Source organism: Pseudenemella bisphenolivorans (assembly GCF_051133435.1).
Classification (GTDB): domain Bacteria; phylum Actinomycetota; class Actinomycetes; order Propionibacteriales; family Propionibacteriaceae; genus JAAYAO01.
Genome location: NZ_JBPGNY010000001.1, coordinates 27,222 through 48,016 on the forward strand (window position 1 = coordinate 27,222; position 20,795 = coordinate 48,016).

A 20,795-nucleotide genomic window follows, 5' to 3' on the forward strand; every position below is an offset into this window, starting at 1 on the left:
TGCTCACAGTTCCACAACGGACGGCCGACGACCCCGGCCACCCCTGCTGCAGGCCCACCGTGGCTATGGCCAGCGCGCGGCGATCGAAGCGACCCCGACGGCTGCCACCAGGGCGAAGATCAGGCCCAGGCCGGCGTAGCGGGTGGTGACCTGTCTGCTCTCGGTGGCGTAGCCGACCGAGGAGCCGATGTCCTCGTAGACCTCCTTGAGCTCACCGGCGGTGGCGGCCCGGTAGGCCTTGCCGCCGGACACGTCGGCAACCCGTTGGAGTTCCTCGTATTCGACCGGCACCCTTTCGCGGCGACCGTTGATCTCGGTGTACCCGTTCTCGGTGCCGTAGGCGATCGTGTAGACGGGCACGTTCTGACGTTTGGAGTCCTCGGCGGCCACGATCGGGTCCCGTCCCACGGTGGTCTTGCCGTCCGAGAGCAGGACGATCCGGGCCGGGACGACCGCGTCGGGGTCGTCGGGGTCGGGTGGCACGGTGGCCAGTGAGGCCAGCGCGGCGTAGATCCCCTCACCGATCGCGGTGGCCCGGTCGAGTTGCAGGTCGTTGATCGATGCCAGCACCCGTCCGTGTTCGGTGGTCGGTTCGACCAGGGTGGTGGCGCTGCCGGCGAAGGCCACCAGGCCGACGTTGTACTGGTCGGGCAACGATTCGACGAAGGCCCGGGCCCCTTCCTGGGCGGCCGCCAACCGGTTCGGCTCGACGTCCTCGGCCTGCATCGACAGGGACACGTCGATCACCACGACGATGGTCGCCCGCTCCCGCGGCACCTTGACGTCCTGTTTCGGCATCGCGAAGGCGACGGTCAACGACACGAGGCTGAGCAGGGCGGACACCACCGCGACATGGCGCACCCAGCCACGCGGTTGGGGCAGCACCAGGGCCAGGGCGTTGTGCCTGCCCCTGCCCTTGCGGCGTCGATCCAGCAGAGCGATGTAGACCACCGCCAGGATCGGCACCAGCAGCAACAGCCAGAGCCGGTGCGGGGCCAGGAACTCGATGAACATCAGTTCCATCGCGCCGCCAAGGACAGTGCGCCGAGGGCCGCGATCACCGCGAACACAATCGCGAACCCGGCGAAGCGGTCGGTGATCTCGTGTTCCACTTTCTCGTACCCCACTTCGGATCCGATGTTGTCGTAGACCTCGCTGAGGTCGGAGGTGCTGCCGGCCGCGTACGCCTTGCCACCGGTGATCGAGGCGATCTCCTGCAGCAGTTTCTCGTCGGGCGGTACCCGGTGTCGTTCGCCGTCCAGGTCCACGAAGCCGTTCTCGGTGCCGTAAGCGATCGTGTACACCGGCACCCCGGCCTTCTCGACCGCGTGCGCGGCCTGGATCGGTGAGCGTCCGGCGGTGTTCTCACCATCACTCAGCAACACGATGGCTCCGGGGGCGGGCGCATTCGGGTTGTCCGGATCGCCCGGCACCTGCTCCAGGGTGCGCACCGCCAGGTACAGCACCTCACCGATGGCGGTCGAGTCCTGCAGGCCCACGTTCTGCATCACGGTGCGGATGCTGGCGTGGTTGGTGGTCGGCGGAATCACCTGGCCGGGGTTGCCCGACAGGGTCAGCAGCGCGACGTTGTACTTGTCCGGCAGGCCCTCGACGAACTTGACGATCGCCTCCTTCGCCGCGGCCAATCGATCCGGCGGCACGTCGGTCGCGGCCATCGACTGGGATACGTCCAGCACGACCACCACCGTGGCCCGTTCCCGGGGCACCTGCACCGGCGCATAGGGCTTGGTGAAGGCCACGGTCAACGAGATCAGGCTGAGCAGCGACACCGCGAAGGCCAGGTGTCGGCGCCACTGGCCCTGTTTCGGAACCACCCGACCCAGCACCGAGGTGTTGGTGAACCGCATCCCGCGCCGGTTCTTGCTGCGGCTGGCCCAGATGTAGCCGGCCACGAGCAGCGGAATCACCAGCAGCAACAGCAGCCGGTCGGGATGAGTCAGGCCGATCTCCATCAGCGGCTCACCCCCTGCGGCGGGGCGTGCAGCATCGAGGCGACGCGGCGGTAGGCCAGGACGAACCGGGCGATGTCCTGCACCCAGTCCCGGTCGGTGCGCAGTTGGATGTGTCCGGCGCCGGCGCGCCGCAGCGCGATCCGAATCCGTTCCCGCTGCGCGGCGGCAGCGGCGTCCATGCGTTGCCGGGCCCCGGCGTCGGCGGTGTTGACGTACCGCTCGAAGTCGGTCTCGGGGTCGCGGATCAGCATCTCGCCGACATCGGGGAACTCGATCTCGCGCCGGTCGACGACCTCGATCGCGATCACCTGGTTGCGCACCGAGAGTCGGCGGATCGCCCGCTCCCAGGCCGGTGGCACATTCGGGTCGAGTTCGTAATCGCCGGGTTCGAGGAAGTCCGACACCACCACCCGCAGCCCGCGCCGACGTTGCATCCGGGCCATTTCCTGGATGCCGGCATCCAGGGTGAGGTGCCCTTCGGCGTGGTCGGGCACGATCGGCTCGTTCAGCATGGTGCGCAGCAGACCGTAGAGGGCGGTGCGTCCCGAGCGGGCGGGCAGCCGGCGCACCCGATCGGGACGCATGATCATGCCGCCGAAGCGGTCACCCATCTTCTGGCTGAGAAAGCCGATGGTGGCGATCGCGGCGATGCCCAGGTCGCGTTTGGTGACCCCGGCGGTTCCCCAGTTCATCGACGGGGTGACGTCGAGCAGGGCCCACACCTCGAGCTCGCGGTCGGCCATCGTGTCGCGCACGTGCGGGACGGTGGTGCGCGCGGTCACCGCCCAGTCCATCTTGCGCACATCGTCCTCACCGACCTGGTAGGGACGGGCGTCGTTGTTGTCGGCGCCGGGGCCGGGCAGCAGGCCGAGGTGGTCGCCCTGCAGGAACCCCTCCAGGCGACGCACGATGGTCAACTCCAGCCTGCGCAGGGCCGCTTCGGGCGCGAGTTTGTGCAACGGCAGGGTCGCCCCGGTGGGCGGCCCGATGACCGATGCGAGGGCCCCTTGTGGTGCGGTGGGAGCTGCGAAGTCGGGCGAGCTCATGGATCAGTGGAAACCCGGCTGGTGTCGGTGCTGGGTCTGGCTGGCCTCACGCTGTTCGGCATTCCACACCGGGGTCGGCGGCGGCACCATCGCCACCACCCGCTCCACCACCTGGGCCGGGTCGATGTTGTCGGCGACGGCGTCGAAGCCGAGCACCAGGCGGTGCGCCATCACGTCCTTGGCGACCGCCTGCACATCGGTGGGCAGCACGTAGTCGCGTCCGTGGATCAGCGCCAGGGCCCGGGAGGCGGCCACCAGGCCGAGGGTGGCGCGGGGGCTGCAGCCGATCGAGATCACGTTGGTCAGGTCGGGCATCCCGAAGTCGGCCGGGGTGCGGGTCGCCAGCACCAGCCGCACGATGTACTCGGCCACCAGGTTGTGCACGAACACCGACGAGGCCTTCTGCTGCAGCGCCAGCACGGTGTCGTTGTCGAGGATCCGTCCGGCCTCGGGCGGACGCACGCTCATCCGGCGCAGAATCTCGAATTCCTCATTGCCGCGCGGGTAGGGCACGTCGACCTTGAGCAGGAAGCGGTCGCGCTGGGCCTCCGGCAGCGGGTACACACCCTCGGATTCCACCGGGTTCTGGGTGGCGATCACGATGAACGGTTCCGGTGCGGGGTAGGTGATACCGCCGATGGAGACCTGCTTCTCGGCCATCAGCTCCAGCATCGCCGACTGCACCTTGGCCGGGGCTCGGTTGATCTCGTCGGCGAGGACGAAGTTCACGAAGACCGGGCCCAGTTCGACGTCGAAGCCCTCCTGGGAGGCCTTGTAAATGCGAGTACCGACGATGTCGCTGGGCACCAGGTCGGGGGTGAACTGCACGCGGGAGAACTCCCCACCCACCACGGTCGCAAAGGAACGAACCGCCAGGGTCTTGGCCACGCCGGGGACACCTTCGAGCAAACAGTGTCCCTTCGCCAGCAGGGCAACCATCAGTTGCTCGACCATGTGCTCCTGGCCGACGATCACCCGCTGCACTTGGGCGATCGCTTCTCCCAGCAACTTGGCGGCTTGCTGGGTGTCCATGCTGGCCGTCGGTTGGGTGGTGCTCACTACGCATTACTCCTGGGTGTGCTGCGACGTTCGGACAAACGCCACGGGCCACGATACGCGACCGAAGAGGCGATCATGGCGCGCAAGTGTGATGAGATATATCCCGATGTCCGATCAAGCAGGCCCGTCCGACCCTCAGCCGGAGGCCTTTCCGCTGCTTCCGCAAGACCCCCCGTCGGTCGGTGGGTACTGGCTGGATGCCCGTTTGCACGCCCAGCCCTCGGGTGTTTCCTATCTGGCCCACGACGACATCGGGAACCCCCTGGTGGTCGTGTTGTTGTCGGAGGGTGCCGCCGGCGATGCCGCCGCCCGTGACCGGATGGCCGGGATGGTCAACCGGTTGCACATCGATCAGGTGGTCGCCCGTGGCGGCCAAGGCCAGGACACCGGACGCCTCGCGCGGCGCTATGTGCACGACAACGATGCCCCGGTCGAACCGTCCGAAGCCCCCAACGCCCCCTGGGTGGCGCTGGCCCACGACGGGACGACGAGCTCACCGCGGGTCGCCGAGGAGATTCTGACCGAGGTGACCATGGCCCTGCTGCCGCAGCAGGGCCGAGCCGCCGGGCCCGACTACCGGCATTACTGGATCGACCGGATCAACCCGGGCCGCTCCCGGATCTGGCCGCTGCCCTGGCCGGGCCGTCACGACCGGGCCGGCTGGGTGACCATCCTGGTGTCGTGGATCCTGATGCTGTTGTTGGCCGCGCTGGCGGTGCTGATCGCGATTCTGCTGTTCCGCAACGAACCGCCGCAGGCTCCGCCACCGCCGGTGGAACAGACCGGATCGCCGCCACCGCAATCCGGGTCACCCCCGCCGGATTCGTCCTCCCCCTCACCGGATTCGGCATCCCCGTCGCCGGAGTCGGGGTCACCCTCACCGGAGTCGGGGTCGCCGTCCCCCGACTCGGGATCACCCTCGCCGAGTGATTCGGGTTCCCCTTCGGCCAGCGAGTCGGGATCACCCACCCCCAGTGAGTCGGGTTCGCCGTCACCGTCGGAGGGTAGTCCGTCGGGATCGCCGAGCGAGTCGGCCGGCGGCGAGCCGTCACCGAGGTCACGACTGTGAGCGGCTCGGCCCCCGTCCGGATGATCGCCAGCGACTTGGACGGCACCTTCCTGGACCCGACCGGTGCGGTCTCCCCGCTGAACCGTGAGGCGGTGCGCGCGGCGGCCGAGGCCGGCCTGCATGTGGTGTTCGCCACCGGCCGGCCACCGTCGTGGTTGTCGGTGTTGGAAGAACTCGATCTGGCCCACACGGTCGTGGTGGCCTCCAACGGGGCGCTGTTGTACGACATCGCCACCCGCCAGGTTCTGCAGCAGCATGCGATGTCGAACGAGGTGGTCCTGGATCTGGCCGAGCGGCTGCGGGCCGCCCTGCCCGGGGTGGTCTTCGGGATTCAGCAGAACGACCGTTTCGGCCACGAACCGGGGTACTTCGAGGGTGTGTCGCTGACCTCGGTGCCCGATTCGGTCGACCGGGCCACGGTGTCGCGTTTCCTGTCCGGCCTCGTCGAGGGTGAACTGTCCGAACTGGTGACGGCCGGGGAGTTCGTCAAGGTACTGGTCAAACACCCCACCGCCACCGCGGCCGAGATGGCCGAGGTGGTCGAACAGGTGGCCGGCGGCGAGGTGACCGCGACCTACTCGATGGGTGGTGCCACCGGGCTGCTCGAGCTCAGTGCCCCCGGTATTTCGAAGGCCACCACCCTGGCGACCTACGCCGAGAGTCTCGGCATCGACTCGGCCGAGGTGGCCGCCTTCGGGGACATGCCGAACGACCTGGCGATGCTGCACTGGGCCGGTCGTCCGCATCTGATGGCCGACCACGACCCGACGATGACCGAACTGGGATTCCCGGTGATCGGCAGCAATGCCGACGATGCAGTGGGACGGACCATTCTCAGCTGGCTGCCATGAGACCCCCGGCTCGATTCCGGTCTCCGGTGCGGGTCGTCTTCTGGTCCTTCCTCGCAGCGATCGCGATCGGCACGGTGTTGCTGTCGCTGCCGGTGGCCTCCGCCCCGGGACGACACACCTCGGTCGTGGACGCCGCCTTCACCTCGGTGTCGGCCACCTGCGTCACCGGCCTGATCACCGTCGACACCGCGACCCAATGGTCTCTGTTCGGCAAGATCGTCATTCTCGCCCTGATCCAGGTCGGCGGGTTCGGGGTGATGACCCTGGCCACCCTGTTGACCATGGCGGTCACCGGACGACTCGGCTTGGGCAGCACCCTGGTCGCCCAATCGCAGGTGAAATCTGCCCTCGGCGCTGCCCGCAAGATGCCGCAACGCATCGCGATCGCGATGCTGCTGTCGGAGCTGGTGATCGCGGTGGTGTTGACGCTGCGCTTCGCGCTGGGCCACGGGCAGTCCTGGCCGTCGGCGATCTGGCACGGCATCTTCCACGCGGTATCGGCCTTCAACAACGCCGGCTTCGCGCTGTGGACCGACAACCTGATCGGTGTCGCCGCCGACGCCTGGATCATCTTTCCGCTGTGTGCGGCCGTGGTGGCCGGCGGCCTCGGATTTCCGGTCTACTTCGAGTTGATCCGCCGCGGCCGGCTGTTCCACCCGTCCCGGTGGTCGGTGCACGCCCGGCTGACCGTCGGCGGCACGATCGGCCTGCTGATCATCGGCACCGTGCTGTTCGGGGCCTACGAATGGAACAACCCCGCCACCCTCGGCCCGATGGACACCTGGGGCAAGCTCATCAACGCGGTCGCCGGCGGCGTTTTCCCCCGCACCGCCGGGTTCAACACCATCGACTACGCCCATGCCTCCGAGGGCACCTTCGCGCTGTACTACGTGCTGATGTTCATCGGCGGCGGCTCGGCCGGAACCGCCGGCGGCATCAAGATCTCCACCTTCCTGCTGCTCGCCTTCGTGATCTGGTCGGAGATCCGCGGCGAACCCCATGTGCACATCGGTCACCGCCGGATCGGCACCCCGACCATGCGTCAGGCCCTGACCGTCGCCCTGCTCGGCCTGGCACTGATCGCGGCCGGCACCGCGGTGTTGCTGGCGGTCACCGATCACGACCTGTCGATCGTGTTGTTCGAAACGATCTCCGCCTTCGGCACCGTGGGTGTGTCGGCGGGTATCACCGCCGGCCTGCCGGCGTCGGCGAAACTTACCCTGATGGTGATGATGTTCTGTGGCCGCATCGGGGCGATCACGGTGGCATCGGCCCTGGCGGTGCGGCGTCGCCACGATCAGTACGACCTGCCCGAAGAACGTCCGATTGTCGGTTAGGAGATCCCATGCGAGCACGCAGAAGCCGTCGCGCGTCCGGCACCATCTTGATCATCGGCCTGGGCCGATTCGGCACCTCGGTCGCCGAAACCCTGATCGAGATGGGCCACGAGGTGCTCGCGGTCGACGAGGACGAAACCCTGGTGCAGAAGTACGCCGATGATTTCACCCACACCATGCAGGTCGACGCCACCGACCCCGATGCCCTGGAACAGATCGGCGCCGGCCAGTTCGAGAAGGTCATCGTGGCGATCGGCACCGATGTCGAGGCGTCGATCATGACGGTGCTGGCCCTGTCGGAGGCGGGTGTGCCGAACATCTGGGCGAAAGCCATCTCGCGCAAACACGGCCAGATCCTGGAGCGGATCGGCGCCCATCACGTGGTGTACCCCGAACGCACGATGGGTGAGCGGGTGGCCCACACGGTGGCAGGCAACCTCTACGACTACTTCGAGTTGGAGGACGACTACGCCTTCGCGCGCACCCGGGCACCCGAGTTCACCTGGGGCCGTTCGCTGACCGACTCCGATGTGCGACGCAAATGCGATGTCACGGTGGTGGGTGTGAAACGGGACGGCGCTCCGGTGACCTACGCCAAGGCCGACACCATGATCGAGAAGGACGACCAGTTGATCGTCTCCGGTCGGCGCAGTGAGGTCGAGAAGTTCTGCCGGCTGCTGTGAGCGGGACTATGCAGCCATGAATGTGATCCCGATCACCAAGACTGGCTGCGAACGACGTTCATCGGGTTCCTAGCGTTCTCCCATGACCGAGAACCAGGCACCGCAAGACATCTACATGACCAATCTGGTCAACCGTGAACTGACCCCCGCCCAGCAGCAGATGGTCGACTACGCCAACGCGAATCCCGTGCCCTACACCGTGGAGGCCGTCCAGGAGGCCGCCAAGGCGGCGACCGGCCTGGACGAGAAAGGCCCCGACGACTACATCGAGCGCCTTCAGGTCTGGATCGACGTGGCCAATGAGGAATGCCGTACCCCGCTGGCCCGGATGTCGATGTTCGCCCTGTCCACCAAGTTCCTGGCCAATCGCCGCCGGGTCTACAACTTCCTGGAGCAGCACCCCGAGGTGTTGGAGATCGAGATCAAGAAGCCGGTCATGGTGATGGGCATGCCGCGCTCGGGCACCTCACATCTGGTGAACCTGCTCGCCGCCGACTCCCGCTTCCGCGCCGCCCCGATCTGGGAACTCGATCAGCCGGTGCCCGACCCCGGTCAGGGTGCCGGCCCCGACGGCATCGACCCGCGTTACAAGAACGGCGAGGTCTCCTGGCAGATGGCGGTCGCCGCGAACCCGATCCTGCCCGCCTGGCATCCGATGCAGCCGTACCGGATCGAGGAGGACATCGAGATCTTCGCCCAGGACTTCTCGGGCTACTACCCCGAGCACCTCTACCAGCATGCCGAGCAGTGGCGTGATTACTACCTGGCCCACGACCAGACCCCGCACTACGAGTACCTGAAGAAGGTCCTGCAGATCATGACCTACTTCCGTCCGCGGGATCAGTGGGTCACCAAGTACCCGGCCCACATCGAGAACATTCCGGCGCTGTTGAACGTCTTCCCCGACGCGATCCTGGTCGAGACCCACCGCGACCCGGTCGGGGCGGTGTTGTCGAACGCCAGCATGGCCACCTATATGGCCCCGATGTGGCAGACCGAGGTCGACCCGAAGCGTCACCTGGATTACTGGACCGGGGTGTGCTCCCGGTTGCTGCAGGCCGGGGTGCGGGATCGGCACCTGGCCGAGAACCAGGTGGTCGACATCGACTACAAGCCGTTCGTCGAGGACAACTGGTACGCGATCAACGAGGTGTACAAGAAGCTCGACCTGGAGGTGACCGACGAGGCCCGCCAGGAGATCCAGGCCTATATCGACTCCAACACCCAGGGCAGCGCCGGGCGAGTGCGCTACGACCTGCGTGGTGAGTTCGGGGTCGAACCCGAGGCCGTCCGGGAACACTTCGCCGACTACATGGCCGCCCACGACGTGCCGGTCGAGATCGTCTGACCCAACACAGACCCAAATCAACGTGTGACATCTTGTTCGACAGGTGAACAAGATGTCACACGTTGTTGGTTGTGGGGGTCAGCCGATTCCGGCGCGGATCAACCCGATACCGGCTGATCCGACGCCGATAACCAGCACGATCCCGCCCGCGGGAATCAGGTGGCGCAGGCTGTTGGGTTTGTGCGGGCTGTTGCCCACCACACTGAGGAAGAAGCCGGCCGGCATCAGGATGGCCGAGGCCAGTACCCCCAGCGACAGGGTCGCGAGGATGCCACCGACCCCGGCCTGGGCAAGCAGCAACATCACCACCAAACCGAGGATCACCAGCACCCCGGCGTGGGCGTGGCCGGCGCGGAAGTAGCCGCGTTGCAGGTCGTTGGCCGCAAAGGTGCGGTTCAGCACGCGCAGCAGGAAGCCGCCACCGAAGGCGATACTGATCACCGTCAGCAGTACCACTCCGGCCACGATGGTGTGGATGTTGCTCATGTCTGATTCCGTTCGTCGAGGTGGGCTCTGTTCATGACATTCCTTGTCGTTCTCGGCCGAGATTCTCGGGGCAGGGTGAACGAGCCGGACCTGTGCCGATCCGGATCGCGATCATCGGGTTGGGTGGGTTCGGGTTGCTACGTGTCTTCCTCCGCGCCGGTCAGGAGCACACCGGCGCGACGTGCGATTTCGGAGAAGTCGGTCAGTCCGAGCAGCCCCCGGATCTGTGAACGGGCCAGATTTCCGGTCAGTTCGAGGGTGGCCAGACCGTGCATCAACGACCAGGCGGCTATGACCAGGGCGGCCGCATCCTCGGTGCCGCTGTGCGGGGCCATGGCTGCCACGCCCGCGCGAAGCTCACCGAATGCCTCGTCCGCGGCTTGGGCGAGGGTGGGGTCGTCCGGGTCGGTGAGGGTCGGTTCGAACATCACCGCGAAGTGCGCCGGATACTCCGTCGCGAACTCGACATAGGCGACGCCGAGGTCCAGCAGCGGCGCACCGGCCTCGCGCAACACCACGAGCCGCTCGCGCAGCATTCGGAATCCTTCGACCGCGATCGCGCTCAGCAGGCCCGCGTTGGAACCGAAGTGGTGCCGCGGGGCGGTGTGGCTGACACCGAGGTCGGCCGCGATGGCCCGCAGGCTCAGTGCCCGGGGCCCGCTCTCGGCCACAACTTCCAGTGCTCGATCGAGCACTGCCCGCCGGAGATCTCCGTGGTGGTACTTGCCCATGGAAGTAACTATCCACTGTAAAGTTGCCACTGTAAAGACCGGACGCAAAACAACGTGTGACTTCTTGTTCGACTGACGCACAAGATGTCACACGTTGTTGGTCGTGCGGGGTGGGGCATGCGGGGCTCGAACCCGCGACCCAGGGATTATGAGTCCCCTGCTCTGACCGGCTGAGCTAATGCCCCGAGCATCGGCAGTCTAGCGAGCCTGTGCCTAGACTGTCGGACATGAAGCAGGTGGCGATCTTCGAATACGGCGGCCCCGAAGTACTCCAGGTGATCGAGGCCCCGGTGCCCGAGCCGGGCCCCGGCGAGGTGCTGGTCGAAATGATCGCCTCCGGCATCAACCCGGTCGACTACAAGATGCGCCAGGGCAAGTCGGTGTGGCTCGAGGGGTTCACCGACTTCCCCTTCGTTCCCGGACGCGAGGGCGCGGGTCGGATTACCGCCCTGGGTTCCGGTGTGAGCGACTTCGCCGTCGGCGACCTGGTGTTCGGTCACCCGGGCATGGCCCCCAAGGAGGGCTGCCACGCCGAGTACGCGGTCTTCGCCGCCGACCGGATCGCCCATGCGCCCGAGGACGTGGATCCGATCATCCTGGGTGGCACCCCGATGGCCGCCCTGACCGCATGGACGGCGGTGCACACGTACGGCCGGGTGCAGTCCGGTGACCGGGTGCTGATTCACGGCGCCGGTGGCGGGGTGGGCCAATGGGTCGTCCAGTGGTGCGTGCTGGCCGGGGCCACGGTCTTCGGCAGTGCCTCCACCAGGCACCGGGAGAGGCTGACCGAATTGGGGGCCGAGCACCTCGACTACACCGCCGGTGACGTCTTCGCCGCGATGGGTGAGCCGGCCGATGTGGTCATCGACCTCGTCTACTTCGACACCTTCGAACCGTCCTTGGACCACGTGGCCGAGGGCGGCCGGATCATCGCGGTGCCGTCCCTGGCCGACCTCTCCCCCGCCGAGGAACGCGGTATCGAGGCCCACATCGCGATCATGGAATCCGACCCCGAGGTGCTGGCCCGGGTGGGCCGCGACCTGTCCGCCGGGCGGGTGTCGACCAAGGTGGCGCAGGTGTTCGCGATGGAAGACCTGGCCGAGGCGCATCGGATCCTGGAGACCGGGCATGCGCCCGGCAAGCTGGTGCTGGACCTGCGCCGTTAGGGTCGGGCCAGTTTCTCGGCCACTTCGTCCAGCCACCCGGCCAGATCTGCCGGTGAGGTGACCACCACGTCGGCGCGAGCAGCAAGCGCCTGCTGTTCCTGGCTGACCACGGCCACCTTCACCCCGGGCACACCCTCGGCGGCAAGTTCGTCGACAGCGGCGAAGGCCGCGACATCCCCCAGGTCGTCACCGCAGAAGATCACCGCCCGGGCCTCCCGCTCGGCGACCAGTGCCCGCAGCGCCTGCCCCTTGTCCATCCCGGTGGCGCGCACTTCGAAGACCAGCCGGCCGGGCTCGACGGTCAGGCCGCGCTGCTCGGCGATCCGGCGCACCGCATCCCGGTAGCGGTCCATCGTGTCCTGGGGACGTTCGGCATTGCGGAAATGCAGCGCGATGGCGCGTCCCTTGTCCTCCAGCATCACGCCCTCGTCAGCGATCAACTCGGCCATGGCGTCCTTGGCCTCGATGACCTCGCGGGGTATGGGCGGGTCGAGGTATTCGCCGGTGGCCGCATCCCAGCGCTCCACCCCGTACTGGCCCAACACGATGAGGTCTTCCAGACCCTCGACCCCCTCGAACCCGCCGAGCCGCACAGCGGTACGGGTGGGACGACCGGTGATCACCGCCACCGTGCCCACCAACCGGCCCATCCGGGCCAACGCGGCCCGAGCCGTCGGATCGACCACGGCCTGTTCGGGATCGGGCACGATCGGCGCCAAAGTACCGTCGAAATCCACCGCGACCAGTCCCCGCTCGGGGGCGGCAACCAGTGCCGAGAGGCCGTCGGAACCGGGGGTCACATCGGTCATGACAGCAGTCTCCCACGTCACCCTGCCCGGGCGAATCCAGCCCGATCGACTATCGTCAGGGCATGGGCACAGATAAAGCTTCGTTCGTAGTCGTTGCCAATCGTCTGCCTGTCGACCGGGTCGAACTACCCGACGGATCGGTGTCGTGGCGAACCTCCCCGGGTGGACTGGTCACCGCGCTCGAACCGGTCATGCGCGCACACGAGGGCGCCTGGGTGGGTTGGCACGGTGCCCCCGACGAAGAACTCGAACCCTTCGTCGAAGACGGCATCCACCTGGTGCCGGTGCCCCTGTCGGAACAGGAAGTCGCCGAGTACTACGAGGGCTTCTCCAACGCGACCCTGTGGCCGCTGTACCACGACGTGGTCGCCCCGCCGGAATTCCACCGGGAATGGTGGGACGCCTACGTCTCGGTGAACCGGCGCTTCGCCGAGCGGGCCGCTGCGGTCGCCGACGACGGTGCCACGGTGTGGGTGCAGGACTACCAATTGCAGCTCGTACCCCAGCTTTTGCGCGAGGCCCGGCCCGATCTGAAGATCGGCTTCTTCCTGCACATCCCGTTCCCGCCCACGGAGTTGTTCCACCAGTTGCCGTGGCGCTCCGAGATCATCAAGGGCCTGCTCGGTGCGGACCTGATCGGTTTCCAGGTGCCAGGTGGAGCGCAGAACTTCGTCCGTCTGGTGCGCCAGCGACTGCGGATGGAGACCAAGGGCGACCGGGTGACCCTGCCGAACGGACGCGTGGCGACCGCGCGGGCCTACCCCATTTCGATCGACGCGAAGGCCTTCCACGAACTGGCCCACCGCCCCGATGTCCAAGAGCGTTCCAAGGAGATCCGCTCCGACCTGGGCAACCCCAAGACGCTGTTCCTCGGTGTCGACCGCCTCGACTACACCAAGGGCCTGAAACAGCGCCTCCGAGCCTTCGGGGAGCTGGTCGCCGAGGGCCGGATCGACCCGGAGGAAGCGGTCTTCCTGCAGGTCGCCACCCCGTCACGGGAACGGGTCGACCAATACAAGATGCTGCGCGACGAGATCGACCAGTTGGTCGGACGGATCAACGGTGACCTGGGCACGATCGGCAATCCGCCGATCACCTACCTGCACGCGTCCTTCCCCCGCGAGGAGATGGCCGCGATGTACGCCGCGGCCGATGTCATGGTCGTCACTCCCCTGCGCGACGGCATGAACCTGGTCGCCAAGGAGTACGTCGCCTGCCGCAGCGGCAACCACGGCGCGCTGGTGCTCAGCGAGTTCGCCGGGGCGGCCAAGGAGATGCGACAGGCCTACCAGGTGAACCCGTACGACATCAACGGACTGAAGGCCACCATGGAGTTGGCTCATCACGACGCCGGCTCCAACAAGGCCCGCCGGATGCGAGCCCTGCGCAAGACCGTCTTCGAGCGCGACATCGACCGGTGGGCCAGTTCCTTCCTCAACGATCTGGACGAGGTCGGTAAGGCCCGCGATGGGGCTGTTTGACCGCCGCAAACTCCCCACGGAGGTCGCCGCGCAGATCCGCACCACGACCACGGATCGGGTGCTGTCGTGGGCGCACGGCTTCGACAGCGACGAGGTGTGGCTGATCGGCCTGATCGATCGGATGCTGGTCGGCGGCCCCGGCCGTTGGGAAGAGATCGGATGGCACCGGATCGCCCGCGGCAGTTGGGATCGCGAAACCGATCAGATGCGGTGGACCTCCTACGACCGCACGCGCCGCCGAATCACCCTCGACGACGCCGGCGACTTCCCCGAGTTCTTCCGGGAGCGGATCAACGCCTCGATCGTGCTGCAGCACGCGGCGAAGGTGCCGGGCGACCCCGGCGACGGCCTGGTGATCGCCGCCCGGCGTCCGCTGACCGGTGGTGAGGTCGAATGGCACGTCACCCTCGGCCGCGGCACGACCTGGCAGACCCCCGGGGCACGCGAAACCGGTGAGGTCATCCTCGCCCGACTCCGCAACGAGTACGAACGAGGCTGACCCCACCGGCTACGGAACGGGGTGCTGGGGCGTTACTCGGCCTTGAAGGCCTCCCCGAGCAGCACCACCGAGTCGATCGAGGTGACCACCCCGTGCACGTTGTCCTGCCAGGCGACGAACTCGCCTGCCGCGCCCAGGGACACCGCCGGGACGGTTTCGTTGTAGCGCTTCTGGATCTTCTCCAGCACCGCCTTCTGATCCTCGGGCGTGATGGCCTGCTGCAGTTCCAGCACCAGGGCGTCCATCTCCTCGTCGGAGTACTGGCCCGGGTTGCCGCCCGCGGAGTGGAAGGACTCGTACATCTCGGGCAGCACACCACCGTCGGGCACCCCGAAGCTCCAGATCGCGGTGTCGAAGTCACCGCTCACGAAGATGTCCTGCACCAGGTCGCTGATCGAGGGCGAGTACTTGAACTCGACGGTGAAACCGACCGCTTCCAGTTGCGCCTTCAGCGCCAGGGCGGCGTTCTCGCTGGTCTTGGCCACCCCGGAGAACCGCACCACACCACTGTGCCCGTCGGCCTTGGCCTCCTCGAGCAGCTTGCGAGCCGCGTCCGGGTCATGAGGCAGGGGCTCGGTGTCCAGATGCCACTGAGACATCTCGGGGAACATCGCCGTGGTGTGGATGCCCTTACCCTCGTCCACCCGGTCACCGAAGAAGTTCGGGTCGATGGCCTGGGCGATCGCCTTGCGCACCCGCACGTCGGCGGTATTGGAGCCCTCGCGGTGGTTCAACAGCAGTAGTCGGCCGAGGCTGGAGACCTCCATGAACCCGACAGCCCCGTTCTCGATGGCGTCGGTGACAATCTTCGCCTCCCGCAGGTAGGCCATGTCCGTCTGGCCGTTCTTGAAGGTGTCGTATCGGCCCGACTCGTCGGTCAGGTGGAAGAACCGCAGGGATTCCAGGTGCGGCTTGCCCTTCCAGTAGTCGTCGCGGCGCTTGAGCACCAGTTCTTCCTGCGGGGCGAACCTCTCCAAGGTGAACGGGCCGGCCCCGATCGGGGTGAAGTCCTCACCCTGGTCGGAGGATTTGGCCACGATCATGCCCGGTGCGGTTGCCAGCAGGTAGCCGAAGCCCGACCACGGACGTTGCAGGGTGAAGGTCACCTCCAACGGCCCGGTTGCCTCGGTGGAGGCGACCGAGGCCTGCCACACCGCGCTTTGCCCACCCTTGTTGGTGACGTAGCGGTTGATGCTCCACACCACGGCCTCGGCGTCCAGTGGGGTGCCGTCGCTGAAGGTCACGCCCTCGCGCAGCTTCAGCACATAGGTCTTGTCATCGGTGGTCTCGAAGGACTCGGCCAACCAGGGCTCGTACTCGAGGGTCTCGTCGTTGTGGCGCAGCAACACGTCGTAGACCGCGGCCATTTCGATGCCGCCGCTGGACCCGGTGTTGATGGTCTTGACCGGATCGAGGCTGCGGGCCTCCGAGTAGGTGGCGAAGGTCAGTTGCCCACCCTCGGTCGGCTCACCGGGAGCATCCTGCTCGCCGATCATCCCGTTGCGGAACACCGAATCGGTGTTGCCGCCGGGCTCCTCGGTGGGGGCTTCCTCACCCGGACGGGCGCACCCGCTGAGCACCAGGCCGAGCCCAAGGAATCCGGCGGTCAGTTTCATCGCCATCGCGGCGAAATGAGTTCTTTTCACGCGCGCAGTGTGCGCGCATGTCATGCCCCATGGTCAAGCGCAAGACTCAAGCAGCGGGAGTGCCGCACCGATGGGGTGAGCCCGTCCGACGTGCCGGGGCTCCTCCCACCGGTGCGGGTCAGGTGTTCACTCGGCCTTGAACGCCTCTCCGAGCAGCACCACCGAGTCGACCGAAGGCATCACGCCGTGCACGTTCTTCTGCCAGGCGACGTACTCGGGGGTGGCCCCCAATGAGATGGACGGGACGGTTTCGTTGTAGCGCTTCTGGATCTTCTCCAGCACCGCCTTCTGCGCGTCGTGGTCGGGCGCTTCCATCAGCTCGATCACCAGCTTGTCCATCTCTTCGTCGGCATAGGCGTTGGGGCCACCACCCTTGGAGTGGAAGGACTCGTACATCTCGGGCAACACACCCCCGTCGGGCACCCCGAAGCTCCAGGTCACGGTGTCGAAGTCGCCGCTGACATACATCGTCTGCACCAGGTCGCTGACCGACGGGGCGTTCTCGATCTTGACCTCCAGACCCACGGCCTCCCACTGCGCTTTCAGCGCCAACCCTTGCGCCTCACCGGCATTGGCGATACCGAGGAAGCGCACGGTGCCGGGGTGTCCGTCGGCCTTGGCCTCCTCGACCAGCTTCTTGGCCTGCTCGGGGTCGTGCGGCAGCGGCTCGGTGTCGAGCGCCCACTCCGATTCCTTCGGGAACATCGCCAGGGTCGGCATGCCTTCGCCCTCGAACTCCCGATCGGCGATCAACTGCGGATCCAGGGCCATCGACATCGCCTGGCGAATCCGCACGTCGGCGGTGTTGGACCCTTCGCGGTGGTTCACCAGCACCAGCCGCCCGAGGCTGGAGACCTCCATGAATCCGGGGTACCCGGCCTTCAGGGCGTCAACCACCACGTGGGGTTCGCGCAGATAAGCGATGTCGGACTGACCGCTGGTCATCGTCTCGTAGCGGCCGGTGGGGCTGGTGATGCTGAAGAACCGCAGCTTCTCCAAGTGCGGTGTGCCCTTCCAGTAGTCGTCGCGGCGCTTGAGCACCAGTTCCTCCCCCGGGGCGTACCTCTCCAGGGTGAACGGGCCGGCGCCGGTCGGCGTGAACTCCTCGCCGGCGCCATCGGAAGACTTGGCCACGATCATGCCCGGCGCGGTTGCCAGCAGGTAGCCGAAGCCGGTCCAGGGACGGGTCAGGGTGAAGGTGACTTCCAGGTCGCCGGTGGCCTCGAACTTCTCGACCGCCAACATCCACACCGCGGTCTGGCCGCCCTTGTTGGTGATGTAGCGGTTGATGCTCCACACCACCGCTTCGGCATTCAGCGGGGTGCCGTCGCTGAAGGTCACGCCCTCGCGCAGCTTCAGCACATAGGTCTTGTCATCGGTGGTCTCGAAGGACTCGGCCAACCAGGGCTCGTACTCGAGGGTCTCCTCGTTGTGGCGCAACAGCACGTCGTAGACCGCAGCCATCTCGGTACCCCCGGTCGAGCCGGTGTTGATCGTCTTGGCCGGGTCGAGGCTGCGGGCCTCGGAGTAGGCGGCGAAGCTCAGGGTGCCGCCCTCGGTGGGCTCACCGGGAGCATCCTGCTCGCCGATCATCCCGTTGCGGAACATCGATTCGCTCTGGTTGTCCGTGCCCGGCTTGTCGGGGTCGGTGTCGGGGCGGGCGCAGCCGCTGAGCGCCAGGGCCAGGCCGAGCAGCCCGGCGGTCGCTTTCATCGCCAGTGCGGCGGAAAATGGTTTCTGAAACACACCGGCAGTGTGAAGCGTCGCCTATCGCGGCACAACCAGTCTTTCCACTCAGCAACATCCGCTTGCCCACGATGTCGAAAAGGTTTACCCCTGATCGGGATCGTTGCTGCCGGGCACCGGGCCGGGAGCCCTAGTCTGGCGAAACCCAACGGCAAGCGCGGAGTACTCGATGATCACGCCCTTCGATGATTTTCCGATTCACCAGACCCCGGCCCCGGTGACCGAACCTGGCACCAGCGACCCGAACTTCTACGACCGGTTCTATTTCGGTGGCCACGACGCCTCCGGCACGGTGCTGTTCGCGGCGGCGATGGGGCTGTATCCGAACCGCAATGTGATGGACGCGGCCTTCTCGGTGGTGATCGACGGGGTGCAGCATTGCGTGTTCGCCTCCGGACGGCTGCCGCGCGACCGCAGTACGTCCCTCGGCCCGATCACGGTGCAGATCGACGAACCCCTGCGGGTGGTGCGGCTGCTGATCGACGACGCCGAGTCCGGGATCGAGGCCGAGCTGACCTTCCGGGCCAGGACGGCTGCTCTGGCCGAACCCCGGCAGACCAGCAGCCGCGAGGGCGTGTTGACGATGGATTACACCCGAATGGCGCAGTGGGGCCGTTGGTCGGGCCGGATCAGCGTCGGTGAGCACACCCTCGAGGTCTCGGACGACCGGGTGGTGGGGGTGCGCGACCGCTCCTGGGGCGTGCGGCCGCTCGGCGACAGGACGCCGACAAATCTGCCGGCGCGCACCCCGCAAGTGTTCTGGCTGTGGGCGCCGCTGCATTTCGACGATGTCTGCACCCACCTGGCCGCCTTCGAACTCTCGAACGGCTTCCGGTGGTTGGAGCAGGCGGTGTTGGTGCCGCTGTTGGACGACCCGGCCTCCTCCCCCACCTGGGGTACGTCGGTGCCGGCCCCGCAGCCGGTGCGCAATGTGGTGCACGACCTGCGGTGGCGTCCCGGTACCCGCGAGATCGAGGCCGCCACGATCACCTTCGACAGTGCCGATGGGCCACAGCGGATGGAGTTCACCCCGGTGGCGACCTTTCTACAGATGGGCATTGGTTACGGTCACCCGCACTGGTTGCACGGCCGGGCGCACGGCGACCTGCAGGTGGGCCGCGAAACCCATGTGCTGACCGAGGTCGACCGGGAACGATACGAGAACGTGCACGTCCAAACCGTCTGTCGGGTCACCTGGGGTGACCGCGAGGGGGTCGGGCTCCTGGAGCAGTTGGTGATCGGTGATCACGAACCGTCCGGTCTGAGCGGCATGTACGACGGTTGGCGGGGGTAGGCCCGCTCGCAGCCGCCTTCGCCCTCCACGGTTTCGTGGTGGGCCGAGGATGGGCTCCGGGTTGGGTAGCTTGTCATCCAGTTCACCGGATGAGGAGCTGAGGTGGCCGACGAGTCCCGCACCGTCCCCGAGTCGACGACCCGGCAGGCAGTGGGAGACCCGGGTGACTCCCGGTTCCGCACCCTGCCGACGTGGTTGCCGATTGTTGCCGCGGTGGTCTCAGGCTTGTTGCTCGCCTGGGCCTATGGGCTGACTCCCTGGTGGGGTGCGACCTGGCTGGCGCCGATTCCGCTACTTGCGGTGGTCGCATCCGTGCGGTGGCGTACGGCTGCCGGCTTGGGCGCGATCACCGGAGCGGTCGCGTCGGTGTCCTTGCTGCCGTATCTGATCGGGTTGAGCGGGCCGATCGATGCGCTGTCGATCTCGGCGCTGCGCGCGGCCCAGTGGGCGATCGTGGCGTTGGTCGCCCGGTTGGCCATCACCCGGCTGCCGGTGGTGTTGGCGATGTTCGTGGTGCCCGCCTTCCTGGCCGGTTTCGATGTCCTGATGACCATCGCTTCGCCGCACGGTTCGGCCGGGTCACCGGCCTACAGCCAAATGGACGCGCTGCCGGTGATCCAGGTGGCCGCTCTGGGCGGCACCGCGGGGGTGGTGTTCCTGCCGATGCTCTTCGCCAGTGCGGTCGCCTCGCTGCTGGCGCATCGACAGCGGACCCGGCGCGGAGTGATCGCACCAGGGTTGGTGTTGGTTCTCGCGCTCGGCTTCGGGGCCTGGCGGTTGGCCGGCCAGGTACCTGTCGACGGCGTCCCGGTGGCGCTGATCGCCGGCGATGAGTTCGACAACACCCCCGACGACTGGCGCCGGGTCTGGGCGGGCTACGAGTCGGCGATCACCGAGGCCACCGAAACCGAACCACAGATCATCGTGCTGCCCGAGAAGCTGTTCCAGGTCTCGAGCGAGGACGCTCAGGTGTTCCTGTCCCGTGCCGAGGAGTTGGCCGAGCAATACGGCGTGCATCTGGTGGTGGGTATCACCGAACTCGGCATCGAGGACCACAACCGGGCCTACCTGATCTCCCCCGGCGCCGACGCGATCCACTACGACAAGCGGCACATGATTCCCGGGTTCGAATCCCACTTCGACCGAGGCTCGACCAACCTGACCACCCGTTTGGACGGGATGGAGGCCGGGGTCGCGATCTGCAAGGACATGGACTTTCCGGGCACCATCCGCGGCTACGACGCAGCGGTGATGCTGGTACCGGCCTGGGACTTCGACGCCGACGCCTGGTTCCACTCCCGCATCGCGATGCTGCGCGGGGTCGAGAACGGCACGACCGTGGTGCGCAGTGCCCGCAACGGCCGGCTCACGGTGAGTGACTCGCGGGGCCGGGTCTTGGCCGAAGCTCCGTCCGGCACGCCACACCAGGTTCTTGCAGCACACATCCCGAACACGCCCCGGGCGACCACCCTCTACAGCCACATCGGCGACGGCTTCGGCTGGGCCTCGTTGCTCTTCGCGATCGGCGTCATCGGCTATGCCGCCTTCGGCCGCCGGACGGATCAGTAGCG

Annotated in this window: 19 protein-coding genes and 1 tRNA gene; 10 read left to right on the plus strand and 10 right to left on the minus strand. The window is 67.1% G+C overall.

Annotated features, from left to right (window positions below):
• Positions 1-63: 63 nt before the first annotated feature.
• The 4 genes from ACR4XW_RS00120 to ACR4XW_RS00135 are packed head-to-tail and all read right to left on the minus strand — an operon-like array spanning position 64 to position 4,051.
• The gene (locus ACR4XW_RS00120) at positions 64-1,023 is read right to left on the minus strand and encodes a VWA domain-containing protein (protein ID WP_434758482.1); all 960 of its coding nucleotides are present in this window, start codon (positions 1,021-1,023) and stop codon (positions 64-66) included.
• On the minus strand, positions 1,014-1,973 hold the full coding sequence (locus tag ACR4XW_RS00125) for a VWA domain-containing protein (protein ID WP_434758483.1): 960 nt from the start codon (positions 1,971-1,973) through the stop codon (positions 1,014-1,016). The genes ACR4XW_RS00120 and ACR4XW_RS00125 overlap by 10 nt, the downstream gene beginning before the upstream one ends.
• On the minus strand, positions 1,973-3,019 hold the full coding sequence (locus ACR4XW_RS00130) for a DUF58 domain-containing protein (protein WP_434758484.1): 1,047 nt from the start codon (positions 3,017-3,019) through the stop codon (positions 1,973-1,975). Before ACR4XW_RS00130 ends, ACR4XW_RS00125 begins: the two co-directional genes overlap by 1 nt.
• Before the next feature lie 3 nt (positions 3,020-3,022).
• Complete coding sequence (locus tag ACR4XW_RS00135; protein WP_434759375.1) at positions 3,023-4,051, minus strand: AAA family ATPase; 1,029 nt, start codon at positions 4,049-4,051, stop codon at positions 3,023-3,025.
• A 133-nt stretch (positions 4,052-4,184) separates the two neighbouring features.
• Here ACR4XW_RS00135 and ACR4XW_RS00140 point away from each other — a divergent pair, with 133 nt between their 5' ends.
• The 5 genes from ACR4XW_RS00140 (at position 4,185) to ACR4XW_RS00160 (ending at position 9,366) form a co-directional block, all read left to right on the plus strand.
• Entirely contained in the window at positions 4,185-5,147 is a 963-nt protein-coding gene (locus ACR4XW_RS00140) for a hypothetical protein (RefSeq protein ID WP_434758485.1), read from the plus strand.
• Positions 5,144-5,998 (plus strand): HAD hydrolase family protein, encoded by an 855-nt coding sequence (locus tag ACR4XW_RS00145; protein WP_434758486.1) that lies wholly within the window; start codon positions 5,144-5,146, stop codon positions 5,996-5,998. The genes ACR4XW_RS00140 and ACR4XW_RS00145 overlap by 4 nt, the downstream gene beginning before the upstream one ends.
• Entirely contained in the window at positions 5,995-7,335 is a 1,341-nt protein-coding gene (locus ACR4XW_RS00150; RefSeq protein WP_434758487.1) for a TrkH family potassium uptake protein, read from the plus strand. The genes ACR4XW_RS00145 and ACR4XW_RS00150 overlap by 4 nt, the downstream gene beginning before the upstream one ends.
• An 8-nt stretch (positions 7,336-7,343) precedes the next feature.
• Complete coding sequence (locus tag ACR4XW_RS00155) at positions 7,344-8,018, plus strand: potassium channel family protein (RefSeq protein WP_434758488.1); 675 nt, start codon at positions 7,344-7,346, stop codon at positions 8,016-8,018.
• A gap of 82 nt (positions 8,019-8,100) precedes the next feature.
• Complete coding sequence (locus ACR4XW_RS00160; protein ID WP_434758489.1) at positions 8,101-9,366, plus strand: sulfotransferase family protein; 1,266 nt, start codon at positions 8,101-8,103, stop codon at positions 9,364-9,366.
• A 78-nt stretch (positions 9,367-9,444) separates the two neighbouring features.
• Here ACR4XW_RS00160 and ACR4XW_RS00165 read toward each other — a convergent pair whose 3' ends face one another.
• The 3 genes from ACR4XW_RS00165 to ACR4XW_RS00175 all read right to left on the minus strand — a co-directional run bounded on the left by ACR4XW_RS00165 (position 9,445) and on the right by ACR4XW_RS00175 (position 10,768).
• Positions 9,445-9,852 carry a hypothetical protein gene (locus tag ACR4XW_RS00165; protein WP_434758490.1) on the minus strand — a complete coding sequence of 136 codons (408 nt, stop codon included), beginning with the start codon at positions 9,850-9,852 and terminating at the stop codon, positions 9,445-9,447.
• A 137-nt stretch (positions 9,853-9,989) separates the two neighbouring features.
• Positions 9,990-10,583 (minus strand): TetR/AcrR family transcriptional regulator, encoded by a 594-nt coding sequence (locus ACR4XW_RS00170; protein WP_434758491.1) that lies wholly within the window; start codon positions 10,581-10,583, stop codon positions 9,990-9,992.
• A gap of 111 nt (positions 10,584-10,694) precedes the next feature.
• Positions 10,695-10,768, minus strand: a tRNA-Ile gene (locus ACR4XW_RS00175).
• Positions 10,769-10,810: 42 nt separating this feature from the next.
• Here ACR4XW_RS00175 and ACR4XW_RS00180 point away from each other — a divergent pair.
• A complete protein-coding gene (locus ACR4XW_RS00180) occupies positions 10,811-11,749 on the plus strand; it encodes an NADP-dependent oxidoreductase (RefSeq protein ID WP_434758492.1) in 939 nt (312 codons plus the stop codon).
• On the opposite strand, the gene otsB is transcribed toward ACR4XW_RS00180, so the two are convergent.
• Positions 11,746-12,558, minus strand: a complete 813-nt coding sequence (gene otsB / locus ACR4XW_RS00185; RefSeq protein ID WP_434758493.1) for a trehalose-phosphatase — start codon at positions 12,556-12,558, stop codon at positions 11,746-11,748. The genes ACR4XW_RS00180 and otsB overlap by 4 nt on opposite strands.
• Before the next feature lie 62 nt (positions 12,559-12,620).
• Here otsB and ACR4XW_RS00190 point away from each other — a divergent pair, with 62 nt between their 5' ends.
• Entirely contained in the window at positions 12,621-14,039 is a 1,419-nt protein-coding gene (locus ACR4XW_RS00190; protein WP_434758494.1) for an alpha,alpha-trehalose-phosphate synthase (UDP-forming), read from the plus strand.
• Positions 14,026-14,538 carry a hypothetical protein gene (locus tag ACR4XW_RS00195; RefSeq protein ID WP_434758495.1) on the plus strand — a complete coding sequence of 171 codons (513 nt, stop codon included), beginning with the start codon at positions 14,026-14,028 and terminating at the stop codon, positions 14,536-14,538. The genes ACR4XW_RS00190 and ACR4XW_RS00195 overlap by 14 nt, the downstream gene beginning before the upstream one ends.
• A gap of 32 nt (positions 14,539-14,570) precedes the next feature.
• Here the strand turns inward: ACR4XW_RS00195 and ACR4XW_RS00200 are convergent, their stop codons facing one another.
• Positions 14,571-16,184 carry an ABC transporter substrate-binding protein gene (locus ACR4XW_RS00200; protein ID WP_434758496.1) on the minus strand — a complete coding sequence of 538 codons (1,614 nt, stop codon included), beginning with the start codon at positions 16,182-16,184 and terminating at the stop codon, positions 14,571-14,573.
• A gap of 126 nt (positions 16,185-16,310) precedes the next feature.
• Positions 16,311-17,930 carry an ABC transporter substrate-binding protein gene (locus ACR4XW_RS00205; RefSeq protein WP_434758497.1) on the minus strand — a complete coding sequence of 540 codons (1,620 nt, stop codon included), beginning with the start codon at positions 17,928-17,930 and terminating at the stop codon, positions 16,311-16,313.
• A gap of 169 nt (positions 17,931-18,099) precedes the next feature.
• Here ACR4XW_RS00205 and ACR4XW_RS00210 point away from each other — a divergent pair, with 169 nt between their 5' ends.
• Positions 18,100-19,224 (plus strand): Rv3169 family protein, encoded by a 1,125-nt coding sequence (locus ACR4XW_RS00210; RefSeq protein WP_434758498.1) that lies wholly within the window; start codon positions 18,100-18,102, stop codon positions 19,222-19,224.
• A 102-nt stretch (positions 19,225-19,326) separates the two neighbouring features.
• Positions 19,327-20,793 carry an apolipoprotein N-acyltransferase gene (locus ACR4XW_RS00215; protein WP_434758499.1) on the plus strand — a complete coding sequence of 489 codons (1,467 nt, stop codon included), beginning with the start codon at positions 19,327-19,329 and terminating at the stop codon, positions 20,791-20,793.
• Positions 20,794-20,795 lie beyond the last annotated feature (2 nt).